Raw genomic sequence first — 21,034 nt, 5'->3', positions numbered from 1 at the left:
CGGAACAACTTGGCTCCTCGAGCAGGACTCGAACCTGCGACCCAATGATTAACAGTCATTTGCTCTACCAACTGAGCTATCGAGGAACATCTTAAGCTATTTTTTCATAAGCGCTGTCTTTTCAAACGCTATCGTGTTTAAAGCGAAACCAAAATTGCTAATAACTTCCAGCAATTGATTGGCTCCTCGAGCAGGACTCGAACCTGCGACCCAATGATTAACAGTCATTTGCTCTACCAACTGAGCTATCGAGGAACTGCTCAAACACGGTGCGTAGTATACCCATAGAATCGTGAGGGTCAAGTATCGATTATGGATGAACGCTAGCCGCTGGTTTCTTGTATCCGTATAATGCGCCAACTAACGATAGCGGTTCGGGCACTATCACTGCCGACCGCACGACGACACTCCATTCATCCTCGTCCCCCGACGACTCATAGATGACAGGTACCGATGGCGAAGAAGCTCTTCATCAAAACGCACGGCTGCCAAATGAACGAGTACGACTCCTCCCGCATGGCGGATCTACTCGGCGAATCTCACCAGCTCGAACTCACTGATAATGAGCGTGAAGCCGATGTCATTCTGTTAAACACCTGCTCGATTCGCGAAAAAGCGCAGGAAAAAGTTTTTCATCAGCTGGGACGCTGGAAAAAACTTAAAGACGCCAATCCCAACCTGGTGATTGGCGTGGGCGGCTGCGTGGCAAGCCAGGAAGGCGAAGCCATTCGCAAGCGCGCGCCTCACGTGGACATGGTGTTCGGGCCGCAAACCCTGCACCGCGTACCCTCAATGCTGGATGCCCGTGGCAATAATCAGATTGCGGCGGTAGATGTCACCTTTCCAGAGATCGAAAAATTCGACCACCTGCCCAAGCCCTCTTCTGATGGCGCAACGGCGTTTGTGTCGATCATGGAAGGTTGCTCAAAGTACTGCACCTTCTGCGTGGTGCCCTACACCCGCGGTGAAGAAGTCTCGCGCCCCTTTGAGGCGGTAATGGATGAAGTCATTCACCTTTCCGACCAGGGCGTGCGCGAGATCAACCTGTTGGGCCAGAACGTCAATGCCTACCGCGGTGAAAACCAGCTTGGCGATGAAATCGACCTGGCCGAACTGATTGCCTGCGTTGCGGCGGTTGAGGGCATTGACCGCATCCGCTTTACCACCTCACACCCGGTGGAGTTTACCGACAGCCTAGTTGACGCCTTTGCCGATATCCCTGAGCTGGTGAGCCACCTTCACCTGCCGGTACAGTCGGGTTCAGACCGTATTCTTACTGCCATGAAGCGCGGGCATACGGCGGCCGAATACATTGAAAAGATGGAGCGCATCCGCGCCAACCGCCCGGACATCAGCTTCTCTTCTGACTTCATCATCGGCTTCCCCGGCGAAACAGAAGAAGATTTTGAAGCGACGATGAATTTAATTCATCAAATCGGCTTCGATCATTCGTTCAGCTTCGTTTACTCCGCACGCCCCGGCACACCTGCTTCTGGCCTGCCGGATGAAACACCGGAGAGTGTCAAAAAGCAGCGTCTGGCGATTCTGCAGGAGCGGATCATTCAGCAAACCGCGCAAATTAGCCGCCGCATGGTCGGCAGCACACAGCGTGTACTGGTTAACGGCTTTTCGCCCCGCGACCCCGGCCAGCTCTCAGGGCGTACCGAGAATAACCGAGTGGTTAACTTCCGCGCTGCCAACCCCACCGAACTAATCGGCTACTTTGTCGATGTAGAGATCACCGAGGCATTTCCCAATTCGCTACGCGGTGAGCTTGCCTCACCTGAGCGCTATTGATTGTTTAACGCATTTATAAATGCCCGATAACGAGTGCGAGAACAGGTTGTAGCGAGGGTCTTTTGCCAGGGCCGGAAAGGGTTCCCAACAATTCCGGCATTTCCGCCATCCATGGCGGTCAGATGGCAAAAGTAGCGCCCAAGGAAGGGTTCACAGCGCCCTCGCGGAAACCTGCTCTCGGCACCGTACTGTATAAAGTACCTTTCAGTTAGCATAGATCATTGCCCCGCTTCTGGTGGGGCAGTAAGCTGAACGATACACACACTAACGAGGGGTTCCCCACTCTTGAGCCAGCCAACACCTCAGGCCAATCGCATCATCACCTTAAGCCTTGAACCCAATGATCCGCAGCGCCTTGCTAGCCTTTGCGGCCAGCAGGACGAGCATTTGAAGCTGATTGAAAGCCGCCTAGATGTGACGCTGCGCAACCGGGGCAATGTGTTCCAACTGGCGGGCCCAGCCAACCGCATTAAAGCAGCGGCGAACGTGTTGGAACACCTCTATCGCGAAACAGCGGCGAGCGAGCTTGAGGCCGACACTGTGCACCTGTTCCTGCAAGAGTCTGGGCTTGAAGCGCTGGAAGAGGAAGCTGACGGCGTCGGCAGCAGCGATGAAGTGATCATGCGCACCCCACGCACCATGATCAAACCGCGCGGGCTCAACCAGCAGCGCTACGTATCAAGTATCCGTGAACATGATATCAATTTCGGCATTGGCCCTGCGGGTACCGGTAAAACCTACCTCGCTGTTGCCGCCGCGGTTGAGGCACTCAACCAACAGGAAGTACGCCGCATCCTGCTCGTGCGCCCGGCGGTGGAAGCGGGTGAAAAACTTGGCTTCTTGCCCGGAGACCTGGCCCAGAAAATCGATCCCTACCTGCGGCCCCTTTACGATGCCCTGTATGAAATGATTGGCTTCGAGCAGGTGGCAAAACTGATTGAGCGTCAGGTGATTGAGATTGCCCCGCTGGCCTATATGCGTGGCCGTACACTCAATAACTCCTACATCATTCTGGATGAGAGCCAGAACACCACCCCGGAGCAGATGAAAATGTTCCTGACCCGGATTGGCTTTGGCTCCACCGCAGTGATTACCGGCGACGTGACCCAGGTCGATCTACCCAAAGGCCAGCGTTCAGGGCTGATTCAGGTGCTCGACGTGTTGAAAGACACTCAAGGCATCGGCGTCACCCACTTTGCCGCCAAGGATGTGGTACGCCACCCGCTGGTACAGCGCATTATCGAAGCCTACGATATGTTCGAATCCCAGCAGGAAGTGGAAGAGCGTGCCCGCCGCGAGGCACGCCAGCAAGAGCGTGACGCACGTATGCAGGCACGCGAAGACGCATGGGATAGTTCGCGATGAGCGAGGCCATTGAAGTCATCGTTGATCGTCAGGCGGCGATTGACGAACCACTGCTACCCAGTCTGGCACAGCTCACCCAATGGGTGGGCTGTGTGTTTGCCCACCACCCTGACGATCAGCGTCTTGAAGTGACTATTCGCTTTGTGGATGAGCTTGAAAGCCAAACGCTCAACCGTGATTACCGCGGCAAAGACAAAACCACCAACGTGCTGTCATTCCCTTTTGAGAGCCCGCCGGGCGTGGATTTACCGTTACTCGGCGACCTGGTGATTTGCCATGCCGTGGTGGCCAAAGAAGCCAACGAGCAAAACAAGCTGATCGAGCACCACTACGCTCATATGGTCGTGCATGGCATCCTGCATTTAATGGGCTACGATCATATTGATGATCACGAGGCCGAGGAAATGGAGCAGTTTGAGCGCGAGCTGTTAGCCGAGCTAAGCATTCCTGATCCGTATGCTGACAGCCCTCCCGCTCAATAGGGAAAACGCTTATCCCCTTACCTCTTTATTATTTAACGGTGAGTGCGTTAAATCACGTAACAACTAATCTGGTACTATCCCCCGTTTCAGTGATAAAACAGCTACCTGACGACATGGTTTATACAACGATTTCGTCAACGAGATAGCAACTGTCTGCCCGCAAACGAGAGAATTGACGCATGAGCGAAGACCGATCGAGCAACCCCAATCAAAAATCCTGGCTCGAGAAACTCTTTGGCGCCCTTTCCGGAGACAATGACGAACCCAGCTCACGCGATGAGCTGATGACGTTTTTACGCCATACCGCAGGGAAATTAAAGCTGGATCAAGACGCCATTATGATCATCGAAGGGGCGCTTGATATCAGCGATCAGCAGGTTCGTGAAGTGCTAATACCTCGCTCCCAGGTCTCAGCCATCGCTCTGGATCAAACCAGCGACGGCTACCTACCACTGATTCAGGAAACCGGCCACTCCCGCTACCCGGTGATTGGCGAAAATCTGGACGATGTAAAAGGCATTCTGCTGGTAAAAGATTTACTTCCCCTGCTCTCCCAGACACAGGCCCAGCGTGATGCGTTCAAGTTAGATGACATTTTGCGCCCCGCGATGTTTATCCCTGAATCAAAACGGCTAAACAGCCTACTCAAAGAGTTTCGGGATACCCACAACCACATGGCAGTGGTGGTGGATGAATACGGCGGCACCGCGGGCATTATCACCATCGAAGATATTCTTGAGCAGATCGTTGGCGACATCGAAGATGAGCACGATACCGATGAAGAGGACGATATCCGCGAAATAGAGAATGGCCGCTACGCCATTCGCGCACTGACCCCCATCGAAGATTTCAACGAACGCTTTGACACCGAGTTCTCTGACGATGAGTTCGATACCGTTGGCGGTTTGGTGATGCAGCAGTTTGGCCATCTACCGCGGCGCGGTGAACACACCATTCTGGGCGGCTGGCGGTTTGTGATTCTCAATGCCGACACCCGACGCATCCGTCTACTCGAAGCCTATCGCGACACCCGCCGCGATGACGAAGAGGATGATGACCAGGAGAACAAGCCAGCCTAGGCGCTTGTTGTCGCGCTGTTTTCTCTCCACTCCCTCGCACTTTACCGTAGATAGGTTATCGCTATGGGTTTACCCCCCGCGTTTTTGTTACAGCTGCTTGCCGCCCTGGTGGCGGGCGGTTTCACCACCCTAACGGCTTCTCCTTTTGAGCTTTGGTGGCTTGGCCCGGTGGCCATTGGCTTACTCTATGTGGGCCTGCACACTTTAACCCCCGCCCAGGCGGCCCTGAAGGGCTGGTTATACGGTGTGGCGCTGTTCGCCAGCGGCACCTCCTGGGTGTACGTCTCTATCCACGACTATGGCTATACCGGCGTACCGTTAGCCGTTTTCCTAACCGCGCTGTTTGTGACGATTCTGGCGCTGTTTTTTGCCGGCACTTTCTGGCTGTACCGGCGCTTCACCTCCGCCCGGCTTGCGTTTATCAGCTTTGCTGGCGCCTGGGTACTGGGCGAGGTACTACGCACCTACCTGTTTACCGGCTTTCCCTGGCTGTTGCTGGGCTCTGGCTACGTCGACTCGCCGCTGGCTGCCTGGGCACCCGTTGGCGGCGTCTACCTGCTCTCGCTGCTAGTCGCACTTAGCGGTGCGCTTGGCGCTGAACTACTGCTGCGCCGTCAGTGGTGGACACTTGCGCCACTGGCGGCTATTTGGCTAATTCCCTTGGCACTCCCCCATCAGTGGACCACGCCTGTGGACGACCCCACGCGCGTGGCACTGCTACAGGGCAACCTGCCGCAGTTGCTGAAGTGGACGCCCGAAGGGCAGCGCACGGCGGCGAATACCTATAGCAACCTCACCCGCGAAGTCGCTGATGAGGTTGACCTGATCATCTGGCCAGAAACCGCCCTGCCAATGATGGAGACCCAGGCTCGCCCGGTGCTGGAGCGGGTGCAAGCGAACCTGCCGCCCGACGTCGCCCTACTCACCGGCATCGTTCAGCGCGACGAACAGGGGCGCTACTTCAATAGCGTGATTGGCGTAGGCGACGTAGAGGGCAGCTACCAGAAAGAACACCTGGTGCCTTTTGGTGAGTACCTGCCGCTGGAGAGTGTACTCCGCGGGGCAATTGATTTTTTTGACCTGCCCATGTCGACCTTTACCAAAGGTGAGCATGAACAAACACCGATGCAGGCCGCCGGGATTCATATTGGTAACGCTATTTGCTACGAGATCATCTACCCACAGTTGGTCGCCCGCCGCGCCCAAGACAGCGGTGTGATCATGACGGTATCTAACGACACTTGGTTTGGTGCCTCAATTGGCCCCCACCAGCACCTGCAGATGGCACGACTACGCGCGCTAGAGAATGGACGCTATGTGGTTCGCGCCACTAGCAACGGCATTACCGCTATTATTGATCCCAATGGGCGCATTGTTGAACGCGCTCCGCAGTTTGAGACAACTATGCTCACCGGTGAGTTTTACGCCATGGAGGGTCTAACGCCTTTCACCCGTTTGGGTAGCTGGCCAGCTTGGTTGTTAGCAGGCTTGATGCTCTTGCCAGGCGTAATGGCAGCAAGAGCCACACGCCAACCACGAAGTTGAAACGCCATAGCCGCTAAAGCGGCTAGCTAGCAAAACGGCCCGAGTCCTCTGCAGGACTCGGGCCGTTTTGTTTTACTCAAGCTAGCTGCCTACCTGAGTGGCTAGATAGGCAGCTCGTCAATCCGTCATTTAGGCTGCACTGTTTTTCAGCGTTGCCATATCAATCACAAAACGATAGCGCACATCACCTTTTTCCATGCGCTCAAAGCCTTCGTTAATATTATTGATATCGAGCATCTCAATATCACAGGTAATACCCTGATCGGCGCACAGCTTGAGCAACTCTTCGGTCTCTGCAATGCCACCAATTAGCGAACCGGCCACCACGCGACGCTTAAAGACCAAATTGAACGCTTCAATGGCAGGCTCAATGGGCTCTAGCAAGCCGACAATGATGTGAGTACCGTCATATTTCAGCGACGTTAGGTAGGGGTTTAGATCGTGTTGGACAGGTACGGTGTCGAGCATGAAATCAAAGGTTTCAGCCACGGCATCCATCTGCGCCTGGTCGCTGGAGACCACCACGTGATCAGCACCGTTACGCTTGGCTTCTTCAACCTTGGCATCGGAACGGGTGAACACCGTGACTTCAGCGCCCAACGCTTTGGCCAATTTAACGCCCATATGGCCTAAGCCCCCCATACCAATGACACCGACTTTATGGCCTTTGCCCACACCGTGATGCTTGAGCGGCGAATAAGTCGTTACACCGGCGCAGAGAATCGGCGCCGCTGAGGCCAGATCAATACCATCGGGCATCTGTAGCACAAAGTGCTCGCTCACCACGATGGAGTCGGAGTAGCCACCCTGGGTCATGGTGCCATCCTGGCGGTCTTCGCTGCCGTAAGTCATGGTGAAGCCTTCCAGGCAGTACTGCTCTACGCCGTCTTTACAGGCGGCACAGGTACGGCATGAATCCACCATGCAGCCCACACCCACCAGGTCACCGGCTTTAAAACGCGACACTTTATCGCCCACAGAGGTCACGCGACCGACAATCTCATGGCCGGGCACGACGGGGTACTGACTCATGCCCCAGTCATTGCGAGCAAAGTGCAGGTCGCTGTGGCAGACGCCGCAATAGAGAATTTCGATGGCTACGTCATCGGGGCGCGGCTGACGACGATCAAAAGTAAACGGTGCTAAGGGCTTATCGTTGGCAAATGCGGCGTAGGATAATGCTTGGCTCATCGGTGAAACTCCTTATCAGCAAAAGACTGCCGTATAAATCAGCAGACATTTCCCTCGCGTGCGAGGCATGCCAATAGTATTGGCCTATTCAGTGGTGATAGCGATGAACGAAGCTACGTCATTTTTGCCAAATACTCCGATACCACGTAATAAAATAACAAAAAATGGGCATAAATCGTTATGATTATACAAAAACCACCAGAAACCCGAGAGAAACCCTCATGACCTCCACCGCTCAGGCTGGCAATGCGCTAGCTGCCGTTATCGCGCCACTGGTTAAAGGCGACGGAATCAATAACACGCAGCTACCCGGCGTGTCGTTACTCTGTTTAAGCCGCCATCAGGTACGTACGCCACTGCTCTATGAGCCGAGCCTGACCATCATTGCCCAGGGGCGCAAAATGGGTTATCTGGGTGATCGCGAAATCCACTACGACCCCGGCCACTACTTAGTGCAAACGCTACCACTGCCCTTTGAGTGCGAAACCCACGGCTCACCGGAAGCCCCGTTACTGGGTATATCGGTACGCCTGGATCCGGCGCTATTAAGCGAGATGGTGACGGCCATGGGCGATGCCGGTCATAACGCATTGGCTCCGCTGCCGATGGCCTCGGTGGCCATGACAGAGGGCATGCAGGAGGCCGTATTGCGCTTGGCCAACGCGCTACATGCTGACATTGAGCGCAACACAATGGGCAACGCTCGTATTCGCGATGTGGTGTTTGAAGCGCTGAAGGGAGAACAGGGGCCCGCTTTACGGGCGTTGGTATTAGGGCACGGTAATTACTCACGTATCGTGCAGGTGCTGTCTAAGCTCCACACCCATTTTGCCGACGACTTTAGCGTGGAGCAGTTGGCAGCACAGGCCCATATGAGCCCGTCGACCTTTCACCAGCACTTCAAGCAAATTACCCGCTCGTCGCCGGCCCAATACTTAAAACGGTTGCGCTTAATCAAAGCGCAGCAGTTGCTGTTACAGGACAATCACAACGTCAATCAGGCCGCTGCGGCGGTGGGTTACCGCAGCGTGCCTCAGTTTAGCCGCGACTATAAACGCTACTTTGGTGAGCCCCCGCTTCAACATCGCCGTCAGGAGCAAGCGTTACGAGCTTAAAACGAAATTTAATGCAGGGCTTATTTGGCACAGTCTATTTTGCAAAATTTATTTGGCAAAAACCTGGCTCATATCTTTAAACGCCTTGAACTCAAGCGCGTTGCCGCAGGGGTCGAGCAGAAACATGGTGGCCTGCTCACCTACCTCGCCTTTGAAGCGAATGTAGGGCTCAATCACAAACTGTGTATCGCGCGCTTTCAAGCGCTCGGCCAAGGCTTCCCACTCGTCCCACGCTAATATGACGCCAAAGTGCGGCACCGGTACGTTGTGCCCATCTACCGGATTAGTGTGGGCGCTCTCTTGCCCCGGTGTTTTGGGCTGCTCATGAATGACCAGTTGGTGGCCAAAGAAATTAAAGTCGACCCATTGCTCGCTGGAACGCCCCTCTTCCAGGCCAAATACATCGTTGTAAAACGCCCGCGCCAGCGCTACATCGTAAACAGGTATCGCCAGATGAAAGGGTGAAAGGCTCATGGTCATTCTCCACATTATTGGGTTTTATGAGGGTTAGCAGGCACTTTATGCAGCCCCGCTGTATTAATCCTAGGGCCGCTCATGGGAAAATAAAATCAATAACTATTTAGCTGATTCACAAAAAGGATTGATCAATGATCCGCGAGCTAAAAACGCTGATTGCGGTAGCACAGGAAGGCACCTTTGCCGCAGCGGGCAACAAAATTGGCCTGACTCAAGCGGCGGTAAGCGCACAAATGAAACGCCTTGAGGCAGAGTTGGGTATCCCACTGTTTGAGCGTAAAGGGCGTACCGCCATATTGACGCAGCGTGGGCAGGAAACGTTAAAGCAAGCTCATGCACTGCTCACCCTCTACAGCACACTGGGTGCGACGACTGCAGGCCAAGCCACCACTCAACGGGTCAACATTGGGGCCATCGCGTCCATACAGCGCTCGCTACTGCCCGATGCGCTGGCGCGCTTTCATCACACCTATAGCGAATGCCGCACCCGCGTGGTGCCAGGGCTCTCCATGGAGCTGGTGAATCAAGTCGACGCTGGGGAGCTGGATATGGCGGTGATTATTCGCCCGCCCTTTTCACTGCACAGCGATTTACGCTGGACGCCCCTTGCCCACGAGCCATTTCGTTTAATCGTGCCGCGCCATATTGAGGGCGATCACTGGCAGGAGCTGATCGCCCGCCAGCCATTTGTCCGCTACGACCGTGCTTCCTTTGGAGGACGGCAGGTCGAACGCTTTCTACGCGACAATCACTGCAATGTACGTGAAGTATGCGAAGTGGATGAACTGGAGGCCATCGTTAAACTGGTCGCCAAAGGGGTAGGCGTTGCTCTGGTGCCCCAAGCGATTGCACAGCAACCCTGGCCAGCGAAAGTGCGTGCGATTGATTTAGGCGAACACACCTTTCACCGCGACATAGGGCTGATACATCCCAGTAGCGGCCATTTGAGCGAACCCGCCCGGGCGCTGGCCCAATTGATTGGCGAAATCGCTCAGCGGCCTGATAATGGCGCCTAACATGTTTCGTTCAATATCAAAGGAGTAACTGCATGAAACCAGAGGATCTGGAAAAGCTAGTGACGCGTACCATGCCCTTTGGCAAGTACGAGGGTCGGCTTATCGCTGACCTTCCCGGCCCTTATTTAAACTGGTTCGCTCGGGAGGGGTTTCCCTCCGGGGAAATTGGCCAACTGCTGCATCTGATGCACGAAATTGATCATAATGGACTTGGCCCGTTGCTTGACCCACTGCGAAAAACACCTAGCCAGCGTGGCGAAACTTAAGGCTGAACGTTTTTATCTGCGTTCTCACGCTCGTCAAGGGCACCCTGAAACTCAACACGGTAAGCGGCCTCGTGCTGTGCGGTATCCGCAGGAAAGCGGCCTAAGGTGACCGCTAGTTCAAAAAAGCCAGCCGCAGGTAAACCGCCGCCTCGCCGGCTGACCACCAGTGCTGCGATGAAAGGCTTCTGCTGTGCGGCGTCTTCGCGCATTAACTGCTCTAACGCCTGAGTGACTTGAGCGATAGTCCGCGGCGGTGTTAGCGCTAGCGCGCTAGCCACCTGCTGATATGTCATTGGCAGGGCGTCACGCGGTGCGCTGAGCAGTAACTGGCGAAGCGCGGCAACGTTATCGGTCATATACATCCTATCGTCAGGTTTTAACACGTTCACATTGCCCATTGACCCAGTGTTTGTGCTAAGAAATAGTTGTGCTAAGAATAGCGAAATACGCTGTGATAAGGAGAGAACATGGTAACGCGACTAACAACGGTACGCCCTAGTGGAGGCCGTTGGCCAGGCGTGCTAGCTGGCTTAGCCATTTTGCTGCTAGCGGTGGCGACCCTAATGATGGCGGGCTCCGGGCCTGCTTATCGGGGCGAATTTATCAGCCTAGACGAGGCGTTCAACTTACTCCGTAACGGCGTTTATGCCGCTGGAGGAGCAGTCGCGGTCAGTATTGTCACGCTACTGTTTAGCCTGCTGGTTCATCGCTCTAGGCCCGCCTTAATAGCCACGCTGGTTATCGTCGCCACTGCTGCACTGCTTTACGTACCCTGGCAGCATTGGCAACGCGCTCAACAAGTGCCCGCAATTCACGACATCACCACCGATACGCAGAACCCTCCTGTCTTTGAAGCGTTAGCTGACGCACGAGAAGCGGCGCCTAACGCGGTTGACTACCCGGGCGATGCCACCGCTCAGCAGCAGCAAGCAGCCTACCCTTATATCAAGCCGCTGGTCTTGGACGAGGCCCCACAAATGGTACTCGCTGCCGCACAAGCTGAGGCCGAAGAGGCTGGCTGGCGGATCGCACGAATTACTGACAATCACATAGAAGCCACCGCGACCACGCGCTGGTTTGGCTTTGAGGATGATGTGGTCATTCGCCTAACCGAGCTTGAGAACGGAGTACAGGTGGATATGCGCTCGGCATCACGTCTGGGTGCCAGCGACGTGGGCACCAACGCAGCGCGTATTGAAAAATTTTTAACGGCGCTGGAAGCGCGACTTGAGTGACCGTTTCATAATCGCCCTACTCTCTCTTATTAATGCAATGGGTCGCGCGTTTTGCCGCCCTCACGCGCTAAAATTTGCTCAGCATCCAGGGTGGCGATAGGCACTTGATGCTGGGTAGGAATATCACCCGTCAATTGAAGCGCTTGATAACGCAGAGCGCAAACGCGTAAAAACGAGGTAAAGTTACCCAAGTCGTGCCCGGCGTCGATAGATTCATGATAAAGCCGGGTAATCATTTGGGCCGTGTTCATTCCATCACGCTGGGCAATCTCTTCGAGAATGTGCCAGAAGTAATTTTCCATTCGCACGCTGGTAACCATGCCATCGATACGTAGCGAGTGTGTCGCGCTGCGCCACAGCTCTGGGTCGGCTTGAATAAACAGTTTACACATAGGCGCTGTCTCTCGGAGTGTTCGTAACCACACGTATTATCAGGAATCCTCTGATTAGAGCATAGCGGCAATTATTGGCACAGCAAACAAGAGCGCCCAGCGGGTGCTGGGCGCAAATTTCGTTAGGTTAGTGGGCCAAGCTCACTTATTCAGTAGCGCCATAAACTGCGCCAGCCAAGCTGGGTGGGCAGGCCATGCGGGGGCGGTGACCAGGTTGCCATCGGTTACCGCATCGGTCACTTCCAGGTTGGCAAAGTGGCCACCCGCAAGCTCTACTTCCGGCTGGCAGGCCGGGTAAGCGGAGCACTGCTTCCCTTCCAGTACTTTTGCAGCGGCTAATAACTGAGCGCCGTGGCAAATCGCCGCCACGGGTTTGTTGGTCTCAAAAAAGTGCTGAACCATGGTTAGCACCTCTTTGTTCAAACGAAGATATTCAGGCGCACGTCCACCAGGCACTACCAGGGCATCGTAATCGGCGGGGTTAATACTGGCAAAATCGGCATTCAGGGCAAAACGGTGGCCGGGCTTTTCGGAATAGGTTTGATCGCCTTCGAAGTCATGAATCGCTGTCGCCACAGTATCGCCCGAGGCTTTCCCAGGGCAAACTGCATCGACACGATGGCCGACTGCCATAAGTGCCTGAAATGGCACCATGGTTTCATAATCTTCAGTGAAATCGCCGGTGATCATTAAAATGCGCTTGCTGCTCATCTCAGTGCTCCTCTTGGTTATCTTATGGTTATTGATCGAGTGTTTGAGCACACGCAGGGCGTGTTAGATGAGACTAGCAAGCGCTTTCCGACAATAGGTAGTAATTGCTTACTACTGAGTCACTTTCTCCTGCTGCGGAAGCGCTAGATGCCGTTGCCCTGCCGCGTCGCCGACCCGAAAGCGCCCTACCAGTGAATGCATATCACCGGCACGATCATCCAGCGTATGGCTGGCAGTCGTCGCTTCTTGCACCAATCGGGCGTTCTGGTGTGTCACCTGATCCAGCTGCGAAATTGCCTGATTGATCTGATCAATACCAGCAGATTGCTCATGGGTCGCCCCAGCAATCTCGGTAACATAGCGCGTCACCTCTCCCAGGCTATCAATGATTTCCTGCAGGTGTTTGCTTGAGGCGTTTACCAGTTGCTCACCCTCGCTTACCTTGGCGACACTGTCGTCTACCAAATGACGAATTTGGGCTGCTTCATCGGCGCTACGTCCCGCTAATTTGCGCACTTCTTGGGCCACTACGGCAAACCCACGGCCCTGCTCACCCGCTCGCGCTGCCTCAACAGAAGCATTGAGCGCCAGCAAGTTGGTTTGAAAAGCGATATCGTCAATGGCTTTGATGATCGAGGTAATCTTTTCGCTCGCCTCGCGGATATCACCCATTGCCGCCGTGGTGCGCGTTGATACCTCACCAGCGGCACGGGCGCGCTGGTCAACATTACCGCTAGCGTCTTTGGCTTGGTCAGCGTAATCAGCGGTCTGTTTCACCGTGGCCGTGATCTGCTCAAGGCTTGAAGCCGTTTCCGCCAACGATGCTGCCTGCTGGTCAGTACGCTGGGAGAGGTTTTCATTACCGGCGGCAATTTGTCGGCTGCTGGCCGCGATGGCTTCGGCACTTTCGCGGATTTGTGCCACCATGCCTTCAAAAGTATTCATCATATTGTTAAACGCTTGGGCTGTTTGGCCCACTTCATCATTGCGCTTAAGCTCAAGACGCTTGGAAAGGTCGGCGTTTTCTCCTGCGGTTCCGCTGATGCTCTCCATTTGCTGGCGCATCGCCACTAGCGGGCCCAATACACGCACCATGGTACGCCAGCCAAAGATGGCAAGCAGCGCGATGACCGCCAGAGTAACCATAATCAGCAGTGAACGCCCGGCGTTGGCTAATGCTTCGGCCTGGGTCGCGGCGCTGTCCGCCTGAGCCACGGTAAATGCCTCCACGTCGCTCAGCGCCGTGCGCATCTGCGCCATGGCTTGGGCAACATTAGTGAGCGCCGCTTGCACCTGGGCGTTTAACTCTAACTGCTGTAAACGCAGCTCATAGACAGCGTTGTCATCGGATACCATCAACCCATCCAGCTCTACGATGACATCGTCTAGATCACTGATTTGCGCGCGCTGGTCTACTTCGGTGCTAGGCGCGTCGGCGATCGCCGCCAGTGATTGGCGAGCTAGACCCACCTGCTGGGCAATTTCATTGTGACGCAAATTGACCAGCGCATCGACGCTAGTCGTTTGCATCATCTGGCGGCCAAGATCTGACAGCTGCGCTAATGCCATGCGCGCATTGCCGCTCAGGCGTCCGATGTCCGCTTGCGCGGTAAACATATTGTCGAGCAATTGGGTCGGTAACGTGGTCATGCCATCTTCGCGCCAGGCTTCCACTAACTCGCGCTGTTCACGGTCACTGCGAACCTGTGCTAGCGCCGTCCGCCCGGCAATATCTTCGGCACTTAGTATTACTTGAGAAATAAGCGCTTGCATTGCACTGATGCGCTCAGCCATCTGGGTTTGTAGGCTCAGCTCTTCGCGGCGAACGGCTTCCAGCGCCGTATCTCCTTCCAGCAATGCTTGATAGTGGCTATCCAGCTCACTCAACCCTTGCGCTTGATCAACCCCATGGAGGCCTTGCCGTGCATCATTAAAACGCTCATCCAGTGCCGCTTGAGAGGTGGTCTCATCTAGATCAGTCACGCTTTCTGCGGCAAGCAAATCCGCATGGCGTTGACCAAATGCCCCCATGGTAAGCACCATGCCCATGCTGGCATCCTGAAGCGGCAATACTTCATTGGTAATATAACGCTGTGAGTCGATTAGCCGTTGGTTGGTCGTCCAACCGGTTGCCGCCAGCACCACAGCGCCTAGCACTGCGGCTAAGAACAGGCTGATCAACATCGCTCGAATACTTAAGGTTTTTTTCATTATCTGTTTTCACTTGTGTCAGGGGACAGACAGGTAACGTAAGCTTTAGGGCAACAGGCTTGCCCATTCCACCGACTCGAAACGGCCGTTTTTAATAATGGTTGGCCATACCGCATCACTGGCTTGATGGTCATTTGGCCCCAAGCTCAACGGCTCTTCCAAACCAATATCAATCGTGCCCAAGCCAAGCAGGCCATCCACAATCGCCTCACGGTCAGGGTTAGCACCGGCCGCTCTTACGCCCTCAACAAAGAGTTTTGCCGCCAAATAACCTTCCAGGGAAATAAAGTCAGGCTCGCTACCTCGGGCATGGGTTTCCAGCGCTTTGCGGTAGGCCTCAACGGCGGGCAGGTCAGCATTTAGCGGGGGCACGACTTGGGTAATAATGACGCCTTCCGCCAGATCGCCAAGTTCATCCATAAGTGCTTGGCTGCCCACAAAAGAAACGTTCAGAAATAGCGTATCAGGTAGGTCCTTTTTCGCTTCACGGATGAAGTCAGCTGCGGGGCCGTAAGTACCGACGATGATAATGGCGCGTGGTGTTACTGGCGCTTCCAGAATGGTCGCTAAACCCTGGTGAATATTACGTGTACCGCGAGTAAAGCGGCCATGAGCCAGTGCCCCGATATTGTCGACGCCATGGGCAGTTAATGCCTGGGTGGCGCCGTTGTATCCTGCATCGCCAAAGCTATCGTTCTGGGTAAAGAAGGCGATCTCCTCGGGCAAAACACCTGCCTCCAACAGCCCGTCCACCATGGCGGCGGTTTCTTGTACATAGCTTGCCCGGTAGTTAATCACGTAGCGGTCAGGTGGCGTCTTGCGCAGCACACCCGCGCCAGTAAAAGCGCCATACAGCAGCGTTTCATATTCGTTAAAGATGGGAATAGTAACGGTGGCCGTCGGAGTGCCGACATTTCCGATCGCCGCTAGCACTTCATCCTCTTGAATCAACTGTCGGGTATTACTGGCGGCCTGCAGCGGTTTGTACTGATCATCCCGGGCAATTAACGCCAGGGTTTCACCATTAACCCCGCCTGCCTCGTTGACTTCGGCAAAGTAGGTCTCGATACCTTTTTGCATACCCAATCCTAGCGGTGCGGCCCCACCGCTGGAAGGAGCAACAATACCGAAACTCAGTTCTGCCTGTGCAACAAGTGGAACAAACATCCCCACTGCTAATACTATATTCAATAAGTATTTTCTTAATAAGGCCTTTTTTGACAAGACTTTTATTAACAACCCGATTCCCAATCGTTGCATTGATCTGCTCCTTGCTGGCTAGATCACTTTCCCACTACATAAATGGCGATATCGAATACGTGCAATGCTTAACACCGCACGCGTTCGAAATCACCAACCAGTTCTTATCTCTATCGGCGGGAGGATATACGACTAAAGATTAATTATCGTCGGTTGCTAAGTAACAAATATTACTTAGATTGTAACAATTGATGTCACGCCCGCAATTAGCGCAAAACTCTGCTTTTAAGCAGGTCTTTCGATGGCGAAACGGTCACTGATACGGATGTAATCACTGCCTGCAAGTCGGCCAACAGGTTTGAGTCGATCCATATCGACATGGCGACCGTCCCACAGCGAATCGTCAATATGGATGGAGACAACCTGAGCCAGCACCAAAGTACCTGCTAGAGGCTGGTCACCAAAGCGAATCATATCGAATAGTTTGCAACCAAAGGCCACGGGAGCGTTGGCAATGCGTGGCACGTTGACCCCAGGCATCTCAGCTTTTTCAAGGTCGGCCAGCGCAAACTCATCCTCGCCTGGCGGCAAGCTGGCGCTAGTGGTATTGAGCGCTTCTATCAATCCTTCACTGCCCACATGTACGACACATTCAGGTACTTCTTTTAAATTGCGCACGGTGTCTTTAAGTTCGCCGCTACCATTCAGCAGTGGAGAAAACACCAGCACCGGTGGATTCACGCTGGCCACGTTAAAAAAGGAAAATGGCGCCAAATTGGCATTTCCTTGCTTATTCTGGGTAGACACCCAGGCAATAGGCCGGGGGCAAACAGTGCCGGATAACAAACGATAAATCACACCGGGACTTAAGGGGGATTCATCTAATAGGTAATCGCTCATTTTTGACTCCTGAGTAATGGGTTTAGGCGTATTATCAACCTATAACAGCTATCACTTTACAACAGCATTGCCAGCATAGACGCGTTTTACAAACATATGCTGCTCAGCAAGGAACCGATTCGATGAAGATTGTCATTGCCGATGATTATCAGGACTGTGTGCGCAGTTTAGACGCTTTCAAGCAGCTAGAAGGCCAAGAGGTAACGGTTTATCACGATACGCTTACCGACCTGGACGCATTGAGCGCGCGCTTTCAGGATGCCGAGGTGTTGATACTCATCCGTGAACGCACGCCGATCACGGCCGCCCTGCTTGAACGCTTGCCCAACCTGAAAGTCATTAGCCAAACGGGTGGCGGTGCAGCGCACGTGGATATGGAGGCTTGCCGCCGCCATGGCATCACTGTCATGACGGGAACCGGCTCGCCTTATGCGGCGGCAGAATTAACCTGGGGCTTGGTGCTTGCCGCGATGCGCCATATACCCGCAGAGGTCGAGAACCTGAAAGCGGGCCGTTGGCAGCGTACCTTAGGCACGGGCCTTAAAGGCCGCACCCTAGGCATTTTTGGCTATGGCAAAATCGGCAGCTTAGTAGCGCGCTATGGCCAGGCATTTGAAATGAACGTTTTGGTGTGGGGAAGAGAAGGCACCCGCCAGCGCGCTTCAGATGCTGGACTAGAGGTAGCCAAAAATCAGGCTGATTTGTTCCAGCGTGCGGATGTGCTCAGCCTACACCTTCGTTTAAACGACGATACTCGCGGTATCGTCAACGCTGAAACCCTAGACCAGATGAAGCCCACATCTCTGTTGGTGAATACCAGCCGTTCTCAGCTAGTGGTGCCTGGGGCGCTGGAACAAGCATTAAAAGCCGGGCGACCCGGTCAAGCTGCGGTAGACGTATTCGATGCAGAACCTGTATTCGAAAACTCACTGCTGGGACTGCCCAATCTGGTCGCCACACCACACCTTGGCTATGTGGAAAAGGATAGCTACGAGCTCTACTTTGGCGATGCGTTCAGTAACCTGCTGGCCTACATTAATGGTCAGCCCGTTAACAACCTAGCTGGCTAACCGGGCGCGCTAAAACGTGGGCTAAGCACCTAACGACCATCGCCTCTGTGCCAATTGTGCTAGCCTTATGGGTTCACGAGTAACACAGGGGCCATTAATGCTCACCATTTCTAGCAACGTTACCCTGGCTGATTGGGAGATTGATATTAGCCAGATTCGCGCCCAAGGCGCGGGCGGACAGAACGTCAATAAAGTCGCTTCAGCGGTACACCTGCGCTTCGATATTCTTAGCTCAACACTGCCACCGCTGTACAAAGAGCGCTTAATGGCGCTGTCCGATCAGCGCATCAGTAAAGAGGGCGTGGTGATTATTAAAGCCCAGAGCCATCGTAAGCTTGAGCTGAATAAAGAGGATGCGTTGGCACGCTTAAAAGAGCTGATACAGAGTGCCACCAAGCAGCAAAAAGCACGCCGCGCCACTAAGCCCACCAAAGGTTCACAGCGCCGCCGCGTCGATCACAAAACCCGTAAGGGCAAAATTAAATCGCTGCGCGGTAAGGTGTCGGCCTCTTAATGACTAAAGACACCGCACCTCCTGCTCAGCGCCCCCTTTCGCCCTGCATACAAATCTGTCAGATTGAACCAACAACATCGGTGTGCGAAGGGTGTGGTCGCACGCTGGATGAAATTGCGGTTTGGGGCAGCATGACCGAGGCCGAAAAGACCCCGGTATGGGAACGCTTAATAGCCGAAGGCTATGTTTCTAGGGGCTATGTTTCTAGGGGCTATGTTTCTAAAGGCAGGGCTTCCGGCGAGTGACGGTCGCGCAAGATATGGTGTAGCTCGCCACACGCGACCATCGGGTCATCACAGTTAATCACAATATCCGAGTGGGCCAATACATAGCTGCGGCCAGTAATGGTATTTTCCACTACCTGGTAAGCCCCTTCCTGATGGGTGCCAATGAAGGTGCCGATAAACCCCGTCTCACGCAGTGACACCGTCTCTAGCTTATCACCTACATTCAAACGCCCTTCGTAGTTCATTAGCGCTAGACGTGCCGAGGTGCCGGTGCCCGTTGTGCTGCGGCAAATAACGCCTGGATGAACGTAGGTCGTTGACCGTGAACGTGTATACCCCTCCCCTATCTGCTCTTCAGGCCCCATAAAGTGCAAAAATGGCAGAGGCCCCACATCGCCCAGAGTGTAGTGAGAAAAGCCCCGCTGCGCCTTTATTGCCTCAACAATTTTGTAGGCACACTCTGAGAGTGCGCGTTCCTCATCACGCACCAACTTAAAGCCCAGCTCGGTTGCATCGACCAAGGCGTAAAAGCCACCGCTATAGGCGATCGAATAGGTGACTTCGCCAATCCCCGGCACTTGAATCGTATCGCGATAGGTATCGATATAGCTGGGCAGGCCACCACAAGTAACCGACTCCACCACACCGTTATGCACCTTCGCTTCGATTTGCACTAGCCCCGCCGGCGCTTCCAGCTTAAAGCGCTGTATGCCTTCCTGCTTGGGCACAATGCCGCTCTCCAGCACCGCTGTAGCGGTACACAGCGTGTTGGAGCCGGAGTAAATAGGGTACCCCATCACTTCCATAATGATGTAACCCGCCACCGCCTCAGGGTGAGTGGCCGGCACCAACAAGTCGACCGACATTTCCGGAATGCCGTAGGGCTCTTCGAGCAGCAGGCGGCGCAAACCGTCGGCGTCATCACGCAGGTACTCCATCTGCTCGCGAACGGTGGCGCCAGGCAGAACATCAATACCCCCTGTGACGATACGGCTAACGTCACCACCGGCATGAGTGTCCATTAGCTGGATGGTATGAAGGTTATGCACTAGCGGCGCTCCTGAACGGAAGAAGAAGGATTCTCAAGGGCGAACGGCGCACCGTGAGATGCCCACTGAGCATCGGGAACAAGCACAATTTTGCCCAGATAATTGCTGCCCCGGTTAACAAAATAGCGCTCGGCGGCATGCAGGTCAGAAAGCTTAAAAGCGGCGTGAAGTACCGGTTTTAATTCCCCGCTGCGAATCCACGCCACCAGCTGTTCGGCCTCTTCTCGGGTGCCATGGGAAACGCCAAATATCTGTACTTGATAAAGATACACGCGGGTCCACATCATTTCGCTAAGGTTCCCACCGCTGGCACCGGCAATAGAGAGACGGGGGTAGCTCTTACGCCCCTGCATATCGACAATCATGGTGTCGATAAACAGGTTGGTCATCTCACCGCCGACCAAGTCCATCACCGCATCGATTGGCTTACCGCCTGTGGTTTCCAGCACTCGGTCAACAAACGTCGGCAGGTCGCCACGATCAATGACCGCTTCTGCGCCTAGTGCTTTGAGCGCCTCGGCTTTATCTAACTGGCTAACGGCATACGGAACCGCTCCCACAATACGGCAGAGCTGAATGAGCGCGGTGCCCACACCACCACTAGCGCCACTGACCAGCACACGCTCGCCAGCACTCACCTTGGCGGCAGTCATCATATGGTAAGCCGTTTGATAAGAGCACATACCCATTGAGGCCAGTTCAGCGTCGTGAAGCTCAGAGTTGGGCACGTGATAAAACTGATCAGCAGGCACGGCGATATACTCAGCAAAGCCGCCGTCGGCTCCATGGCCGTAGTAATCCGGGGTTAGATTAATATCACGGCGTTCATCGGCGTAAATATTAAAATCCAGCAAACCTCGCTGACCAATGCGCCCGGCGTCAACGCCCTCTCCCACCGCCACTATGCGGCCTGCGACGTCAGCGCCTTGAATACGCGGGAAAGTTAAGGTTGGCGTACCACCCATGGCAAAGGAGGTAACATCGCCTTTGTCCTTGGTAGGGTACAGCCCTTCACGCGCCTTGCGATCCGTGTTGTTCTTCGCCGTGGCGGTCACCTGCACCAGCACTTCGCCCGCCTTGGGCTGCGGCGTGGCGACACCCTGATGGTATTCCAGCTTTTCTATACCGCCATGTCCAACCAAGAGCATAGCAGCCATTGTGGTGGGCACCGTGTGTGTCGTCTCGGCCATGG

22 protein-coding genes and 2 tRNA genes are annotated in these 21,034 nt (G+C 54.5%); 12 read left to right on the top strand and 12 right to left on the bottom strand.

Annotated elements, in window-relative coordinates; translation table 11 throughout:
* Window positions 1-10: 10 nt before the first annotated feature.
* Together AC4EYZ_RS19820 and AC4EYZ_RS19815 are read right to left on the bottom strand one after the other, a co-directional pair.
* Window positions 11-86: transfer RNA gene (locus AC4EYZ_RS19820), tRNA-Asn, on the bottom strand.
* A gap of 93 nt (window positions 87-179) precedes the next feature.
* Window positions 180-255, bottom strand: a tRNA-Asn gene (locus AC4EYZ_RS19815).
* A gap of 198 nt (window positions 256-453) precedes the next feature.
* Between AC4EYZ_RS19815 and miaB the strand changes: the two genes are divergently transcribed.
* The 5 genes from miaB to lnt all read left to right on the top strand — a co-directional run bounded on the left by miaB (window position 454) and on the right by lnt (window position 6,268).
* The gene (gene miaB / locus AC4EYZ_RS19810; RefSeq protein WP_009288234.1) at window positions 454-1,797 is read left to right on the top strand and encodes a tRNA (N6-isopentenyl adenosine(37)-C2)-methylthiotransferase MiaB; all 1,344 of its coding nucleotides are present in this window, start codon (window positions 454-456) and stop codon (window positions 1,795-1,797) included.
* 285 nt (window positions 1,798-2,082) lie between these two features.
* Window positions 2,083-3,162 carry a PhoH family protein gene (locus AC4EYZ_RS19805; RefSeq protein ID WP_009288233.1) on the top strand — a complete coding sequence of 360 codons (1,080 nt, stop codon included), beginning with the start codon at window positions 2,083-2,085 and terminating at the stop codon, window positions 3,160-3,162.
* A complete protein-coding gene (ybeY, locus tag AC4EYZ_RS19800) occupies window positions 3,159-3,644 on the top strand; it encodes an rRNA maturation RNase YbeY (protein WP_474191838.1) in 486 nt (161 codons plus the stop codon). The genes AC4EYZ_RS19805 and ybeY overlap by 4 nt, the downstream gene beginning before the upstream one ends.
* A gap of 179 nt (window positions 3,645-3,823) precedes the next feature.
* Window positions 3,824-4,723, top strand: a complete 900-nt coding sequence (locus tag AC4EYZ_RS19795) for a CorC family transporter (RefSeq protein ID WP_009288231.1) — start codon at window positions 3,824-3,826, stop codon at window positions 4,721-4,723.
* 63 nt (window positions 4,724-4,786) lie between these two features.
* On the top strand, window positions 4,787-6,268 hold the full coding sequence (gene lnt / locus AC4EYZ_RS19790) for an apolipoprotein N-acyltransferase (RefSeq protein ID WP_474191839.1): 1,482 nt from the start codon (window positions 4,787-4,789) through the stop codon (window positions 6,266-6,268).
* Between the two features lie 129 nt (window positions 6,269-6,397).
* Here the strand turns inward: lnt and AC4EYZ_RS19785 are convergent, their stop codons facing one another.
* On the bottom strand, window positions 6,398-7,459 hold the full coding sequence (locus AC4EYZ_RS19785) for an NAD(P)-dependent alcohol dehydrogenase (protein ID WP_474191840.1): 1,062 nt from the start codon (window positions 7,457-7,459) through the stop codon (window positions 6,398-6,400).
* 221 nt (window positions 7,460-7,680) lie between these two features.
* Here AC4EYZ_RS19785 and AC4EYZ_RS19780 point away from each other — a divergent pair, with 221 nt between their 5' ends.
* Window positions 7,681-8,574 carry an AraC family transcriptional regulator gene (locus AC4EYZ_RS19780; protein ID WP_474191841.1) on the top strand — a complete coding sequence of 298 codons (894 nt, stop codon included), beginning with the start codon at window positions 7,681-7,683 and terminating at the stop codon, window positions 8,572-8,574.
* 48 nt (window positions 8,575-8,622) lie between these two features.
* On the opposite strand, the gene AC4EYZ_RS19775 is transcribed toward AC4EYZ_RS19780, so the two are convergent.
* On the bottom strand, window positions 8,623-9,048 hold the full coding sequence (locus AC4EYZ_RS19775) for a VOC family protein (protein WP_273191500.1): 426 nt from the start codon (window positions 9,046-9,048) through the stop codon (window positions 8,623-8,625).
* Window positions 9,049-9,182: 134 nt separating this feature from the next.
* On the opposite strand from AC4EYZ_RS19775, the gene AC4EYZ_RS19770 reads away from it, so the two are divergent.
* Window positions 9,183-10,067, top strand: coding sequence for a LysR family transcriptional regulator (locus AC4EYZ_RS19770; RefSeq protein WP_474191842.1), 885 nt, complete (start codon window positions 9,183-9,185; stop codon window positions 10,065-10,067).
* Window positions 10,068-10,099: 32 nt separating this feature from the next.
* Window positions 10,100-10,333: a DUF3820 family protein gene (locus AC4EYZ_RS19765; RefSeq protein WP_022522550.1), complete on the top strand. Its 234-nt coding sequence runs from the start codon at window positions 10,100-10,102 to the stop codon at window positions 10,331-10,333.
* Here AC4EYZ_RS19765 and AC4EYZ_RS19760 read toward each other — a convergent pair.
* Window positions 10,330-10,689, bottom strand: coding sequence for a hypothetical protein (locus AC4EYZ_RS19760; protein WP_474191843.1), 360 nt, complete (start codon window positions 10,687-10,689; stop codon window positions 10,330-10,332). The two genes, AC4EYZ_RS19765 and AC4EYZ_RS19760, sit on opposite strands and share 4 nt — an antisense overlap.
* 111 nt (window positions 10,690-10,800) lie before the next feature.
* Here AC4EYZ_RS19760 and AC4EYZ_RS19755 point away from each other — a divergent pair, with 111 nt between their 5' ends.
* Window positions 10,801-11,568, top strand: a complete 768-nt coding sequence (locus AC4EYZ_RS19755) for a DUF1499 domain-containing protein (RefSeq protein ID WP_474191844.1) — start codon at window positions 10,801-10,803, stop codon at window positions 11,566-11,568.
* A 29-nt stretch (window positions 11,569-11,597) separates the two neighbouring features.
* Here AC4EYZ_RS19755 and AC4EYZ_RS19750 read toward each other — a convergent pair whose 3' ends face one another.
* The 5 genes from AC4EYZ_RS19750 to AC4EYZ_RS19730 form a co-directional block, all read right to left on the bottom strand.
* Window positions 11,598-11,960 carry a ribbon-helix-helix domain-containing protein gene (locus tag AC4EYZ_RS19750; protein WP_022522547.1) on the bottom strand — a complete coding sequence of 121 codons (363 nt, stop codon included), beginning with the start codon at window positions 11,958-11,960 and terminating at the stop codon, window positions 11,598-11,600.
* A 141-nt stretch (window positions 11,961-12,101) separates the two neighbouring features.
* Window positions 12,102-12,671 (bottom strand): DJ-1/PfpI family protein, encoded by a 570-nt coding sequence (locus tag AC4EYZ_RS19745; RefSeq protein WP_022522546.1) that lies wholly within the window; start codon window positions 12,669-12,671, stop codon window positions 12,102-12,104.
* 111 nt (window positions 12,672-12,782) lie between these two features.
* Window positions 12,783-14,882: a methyl-accepting chemotaxis protein gene (locus AC4EYZ_RS19740; RefSeq protein WP_474191845.1), complete on the bottom strand. Its 2,100-nt coding sequence runs from the start codon at window positions 14,880-14,882 to the stop codon at window positions 12,783-12,785.
* A 45-nt stretch (window positions 14,883-14,927) separates the two neighbouring features.
* Window positions 14,928-16,049, bottom strand: coding sequence for an ABC transporter substrate-binding protein (locus AC4EYZ_RS19735; protein WP_474191846.1), 1,122 nt, complete (start codon window positions 16,047-16,049; stop codon window positions 14,928-14,930).
* A gap of 318 nt (window positions 16,050-16,367) precedes the next feature.
* A complete protein-coding gene (locus tag AC4EYZ_RS19730) occupies window positions 16,368-16,982 on the bottom strand; it encodes a flavin reductase family protein (protein WP_490203973.1) in 615 nt (204 codons plus the stop codon).
* A 122-nt stretch (window positions 16,983-17,104) separates the two neighbouring features.
* On the opposite strand from AC4EYZ_RS19730, the gene AC4EYZ_RS19725 reads away from it, so the two are divergent.
* From AC4EYZ_RS19725 to AC4EYZ_RS19715, 3 genes are all read left to right on the top strand, one after another.
* On the top strand, window positions 17,105-18,052 hold the full coding sequence (locus AC4EYZ_RS19725; protein ID WP_474191948.1) for a D-2-hydroxyacid dehydrogenase family protein: 948 nt from the start codon (window positions 17,105-17,107) through the stop codon (window positions 18,050-18,052).
* 97 nt (window positions 18,053-18,149) lie between these two features.
* Complete coding sequence (gene arfB, locus AC4EYZ_RS19720; RefSeq protein ID WP_027960041.1) at window positions 18,150-18,566, top strand: alternative ribosome rescue aminoacyl-tRNA hydrolase ArfB; 417 nt, start codon at window positions 18,150-18,152, stop codon at window positions 18,564-18,566.
* Complete coding sequence (locus AC4EYZ_RS19715) at window positions 18,566-18,811, top strand: DUF1289 domain-containing protein (RefSeq protein ID WP_474191947.1); 246 nt, start codon at window positions 18,566-18,568, stop codon at window positions 18,809-18,811. The genes arfB and AC4EYZ_RS19715 overlap by 1 nt, the downstream gene beginning before the upstream one ends.
* Here AC4EYZ_RS19715 and AC4EYZ_RS19710 read toward each other — a convergent pair.
* Both AC4EYZ_RS19710 and AC4EYZ_RS19705 read right to left on the bottom strand, forming a co-directional pair.
* Window positions 18,778-19,842: a proline racemase family protein gene (locus tag AC4EYZ_RS19710; RefSeq protein WP_009288221.1), complete on the bottom strand. Its 1,065-nt coding sequence runs from the start codon at window positions 19,840-19,842 to the stop codon at window positions 18,778-18,780. The genes AC4EYZ_RS19715 and AC4EYZ_RS19710 overlap by 34 nt on opposite strands.
* Window positions 19,842-21,032 (bottom strand): alcohol dehydrogenase catalytic domain-containing protein, encoded by a 1,191-nt coding sequence (locus AC4EYZ_RS19705; protein ID WP_474191946.1) that lies wholly within the window; start codon window positions 21,030-21,032, stop codon window positions 19,842-19,844. Before AC4EYZ_RS19705 ends, AC4EYZ_RS19710 begins: the two co-directional genes overlap by 1 nt.
* Window positions 21,033-21,034 lie beyond the last annotated feature (2 nt).

Source organism: Vreelandella sp. 162(4c) (assembly GCF_058152265.1).
This window is presented reverse-complemented; position numbering and strand designations above follow the sequence as displayed.

Coding starts and splice junctions, on each gene's coding strand:
- miaB (WP_009288234.1), top strand. CDS start 454: ATGGCGAAGAAGCTCTTCATCAAAACGCACGGCTGCCAAATGAACGAG.
- ybeY (WP_474191838.1), top strand. CDS start 3,159: ATGAGCGAGGCCATTGAAGTCATCGTTGATCGTCAGGCGGCGATTGAC.
- AC4EYZ_RS19795 (WP_009288231.1), top strand. CDS start 3,824: ATGAGCGAAGACCGATCGAGCAACCCCAATCAAAAATCCTGGCTCGAG.
- lnt (WP_474191839.1), top strand. CDS start 4,787: ATGGGTTTACCCCCCGCGTTTTTGTTACAGCTGCTTGCCGCCCTGGTG.
- AC4EYZ_RS19785 (WP_474191840.1), bottom strand. CDS start 7,459: ATGAGCCAAGCATTATCCTACGCCGCATTTGCCAACGATAAGCCCTTA.
- AC4EYZ_RS19780 (WP_474191841.1), top strand. CDS start 7,681: ATGACCTCCACCGCTCAGGCTGGCAATGCGCTAGCTGCCGTTATCGCG.
- AC4EYZ_RS19775 (WP_273191500.1), bottom strand. CDS start 9,048: ATGAGCCTTTCACCCTTTCATCTGGCGATACCTGTTTACGATGTAGCG.
- AC4EYZ_RS19770 (WP_474191842.1), top strand. CDS start 9,183: ATGATCCGCGAGCTAAAAACGCTGATTGCGGTAGCACAGGAAGGCACC.
- AC4EYZ_RS19765 (WP_022522550.1), top strand. CDS start 10,100: ATGAAACCAGAGGATCTGGAAAAGCTAGTGACGCGTACCATGCCCTTT.
- AC4EYZ_RS19760 (WP_474191843.1), bottom strand. CDS start 10,689: ATGACCGATAACGTTGCCGCGCTTCGCCAGTTACTGCTCAGCGCACCG.
- AC4EYZ_RS19755 (WP_474191844.1), top strand. CDS start 10,801: ATGGTAACGCGACTAACAACGGTACGCCCTAGTGGAGGCCGTTGGCCA.
- AC4EYZ_RS19750 (WP_022522547.1), bottom strand. CDS start 11,960: ATGTGTAAACTGTTTATTCAAGCCGACCCAGAGCTGTGGCGCAGCGCG.
- AC4EYZ_RS19745 (WP_022522546.1), bottom strand. CDS start 12,671: ATGAGCAGCAAGCGCATTTTAATGATCACCGGCGATTTCACTGAAGAT.
- AC4EYZ_RS19740 (WP_474191845.1), bottom strand. CDS start 14,882: ATGAAAAAAACCTTAAGTATTCGAGCGATGTTGATCAGCCTGTTCTTA.
- AC4EYZ_RS19735 (WP_474191846.1), bottom strand. CDS start 16,049: ATGTTTGTTCCACTTGTTGCACAGGCAGAACTGAGTTTCGGTATTGTT.
- AC4EYZ_RS19730 (WP_490203973.1), bottom strand. CDS start 16,982: ATGAGCGATTACCTATTAGATGAATCCCCCTTAAGTCCCGGTGTGATT.
- AC4EYZ_RS19725 (WP_474191948.1), top strand. CDS start 17,105: ATGAAGATTGTCATTGCCGATGATTATCAGGACTGTGTGCGCAGTTTA.
- arfB (WP_027960041.1), top strand. CDS start 18,150: ATGCTCACCATTTCTAGCAACGTTACCCTGGCTGATTGGGAGATTGAT.
- AC4EYZ_RS19715 (WP_474191947.1), top strand. CDS start 18,566: ATGACTAAAGACACCGCACCTCCTGCTCAGCGCCCCCTTTCGCCCTGC.
- AC4EYZ_RS19705 (WP_474191946.1), bottom strand. CDS start 21,032: ATGGCCGAGACGACACACACGGTGCCCACCACAATGGCTGCTATGCTC.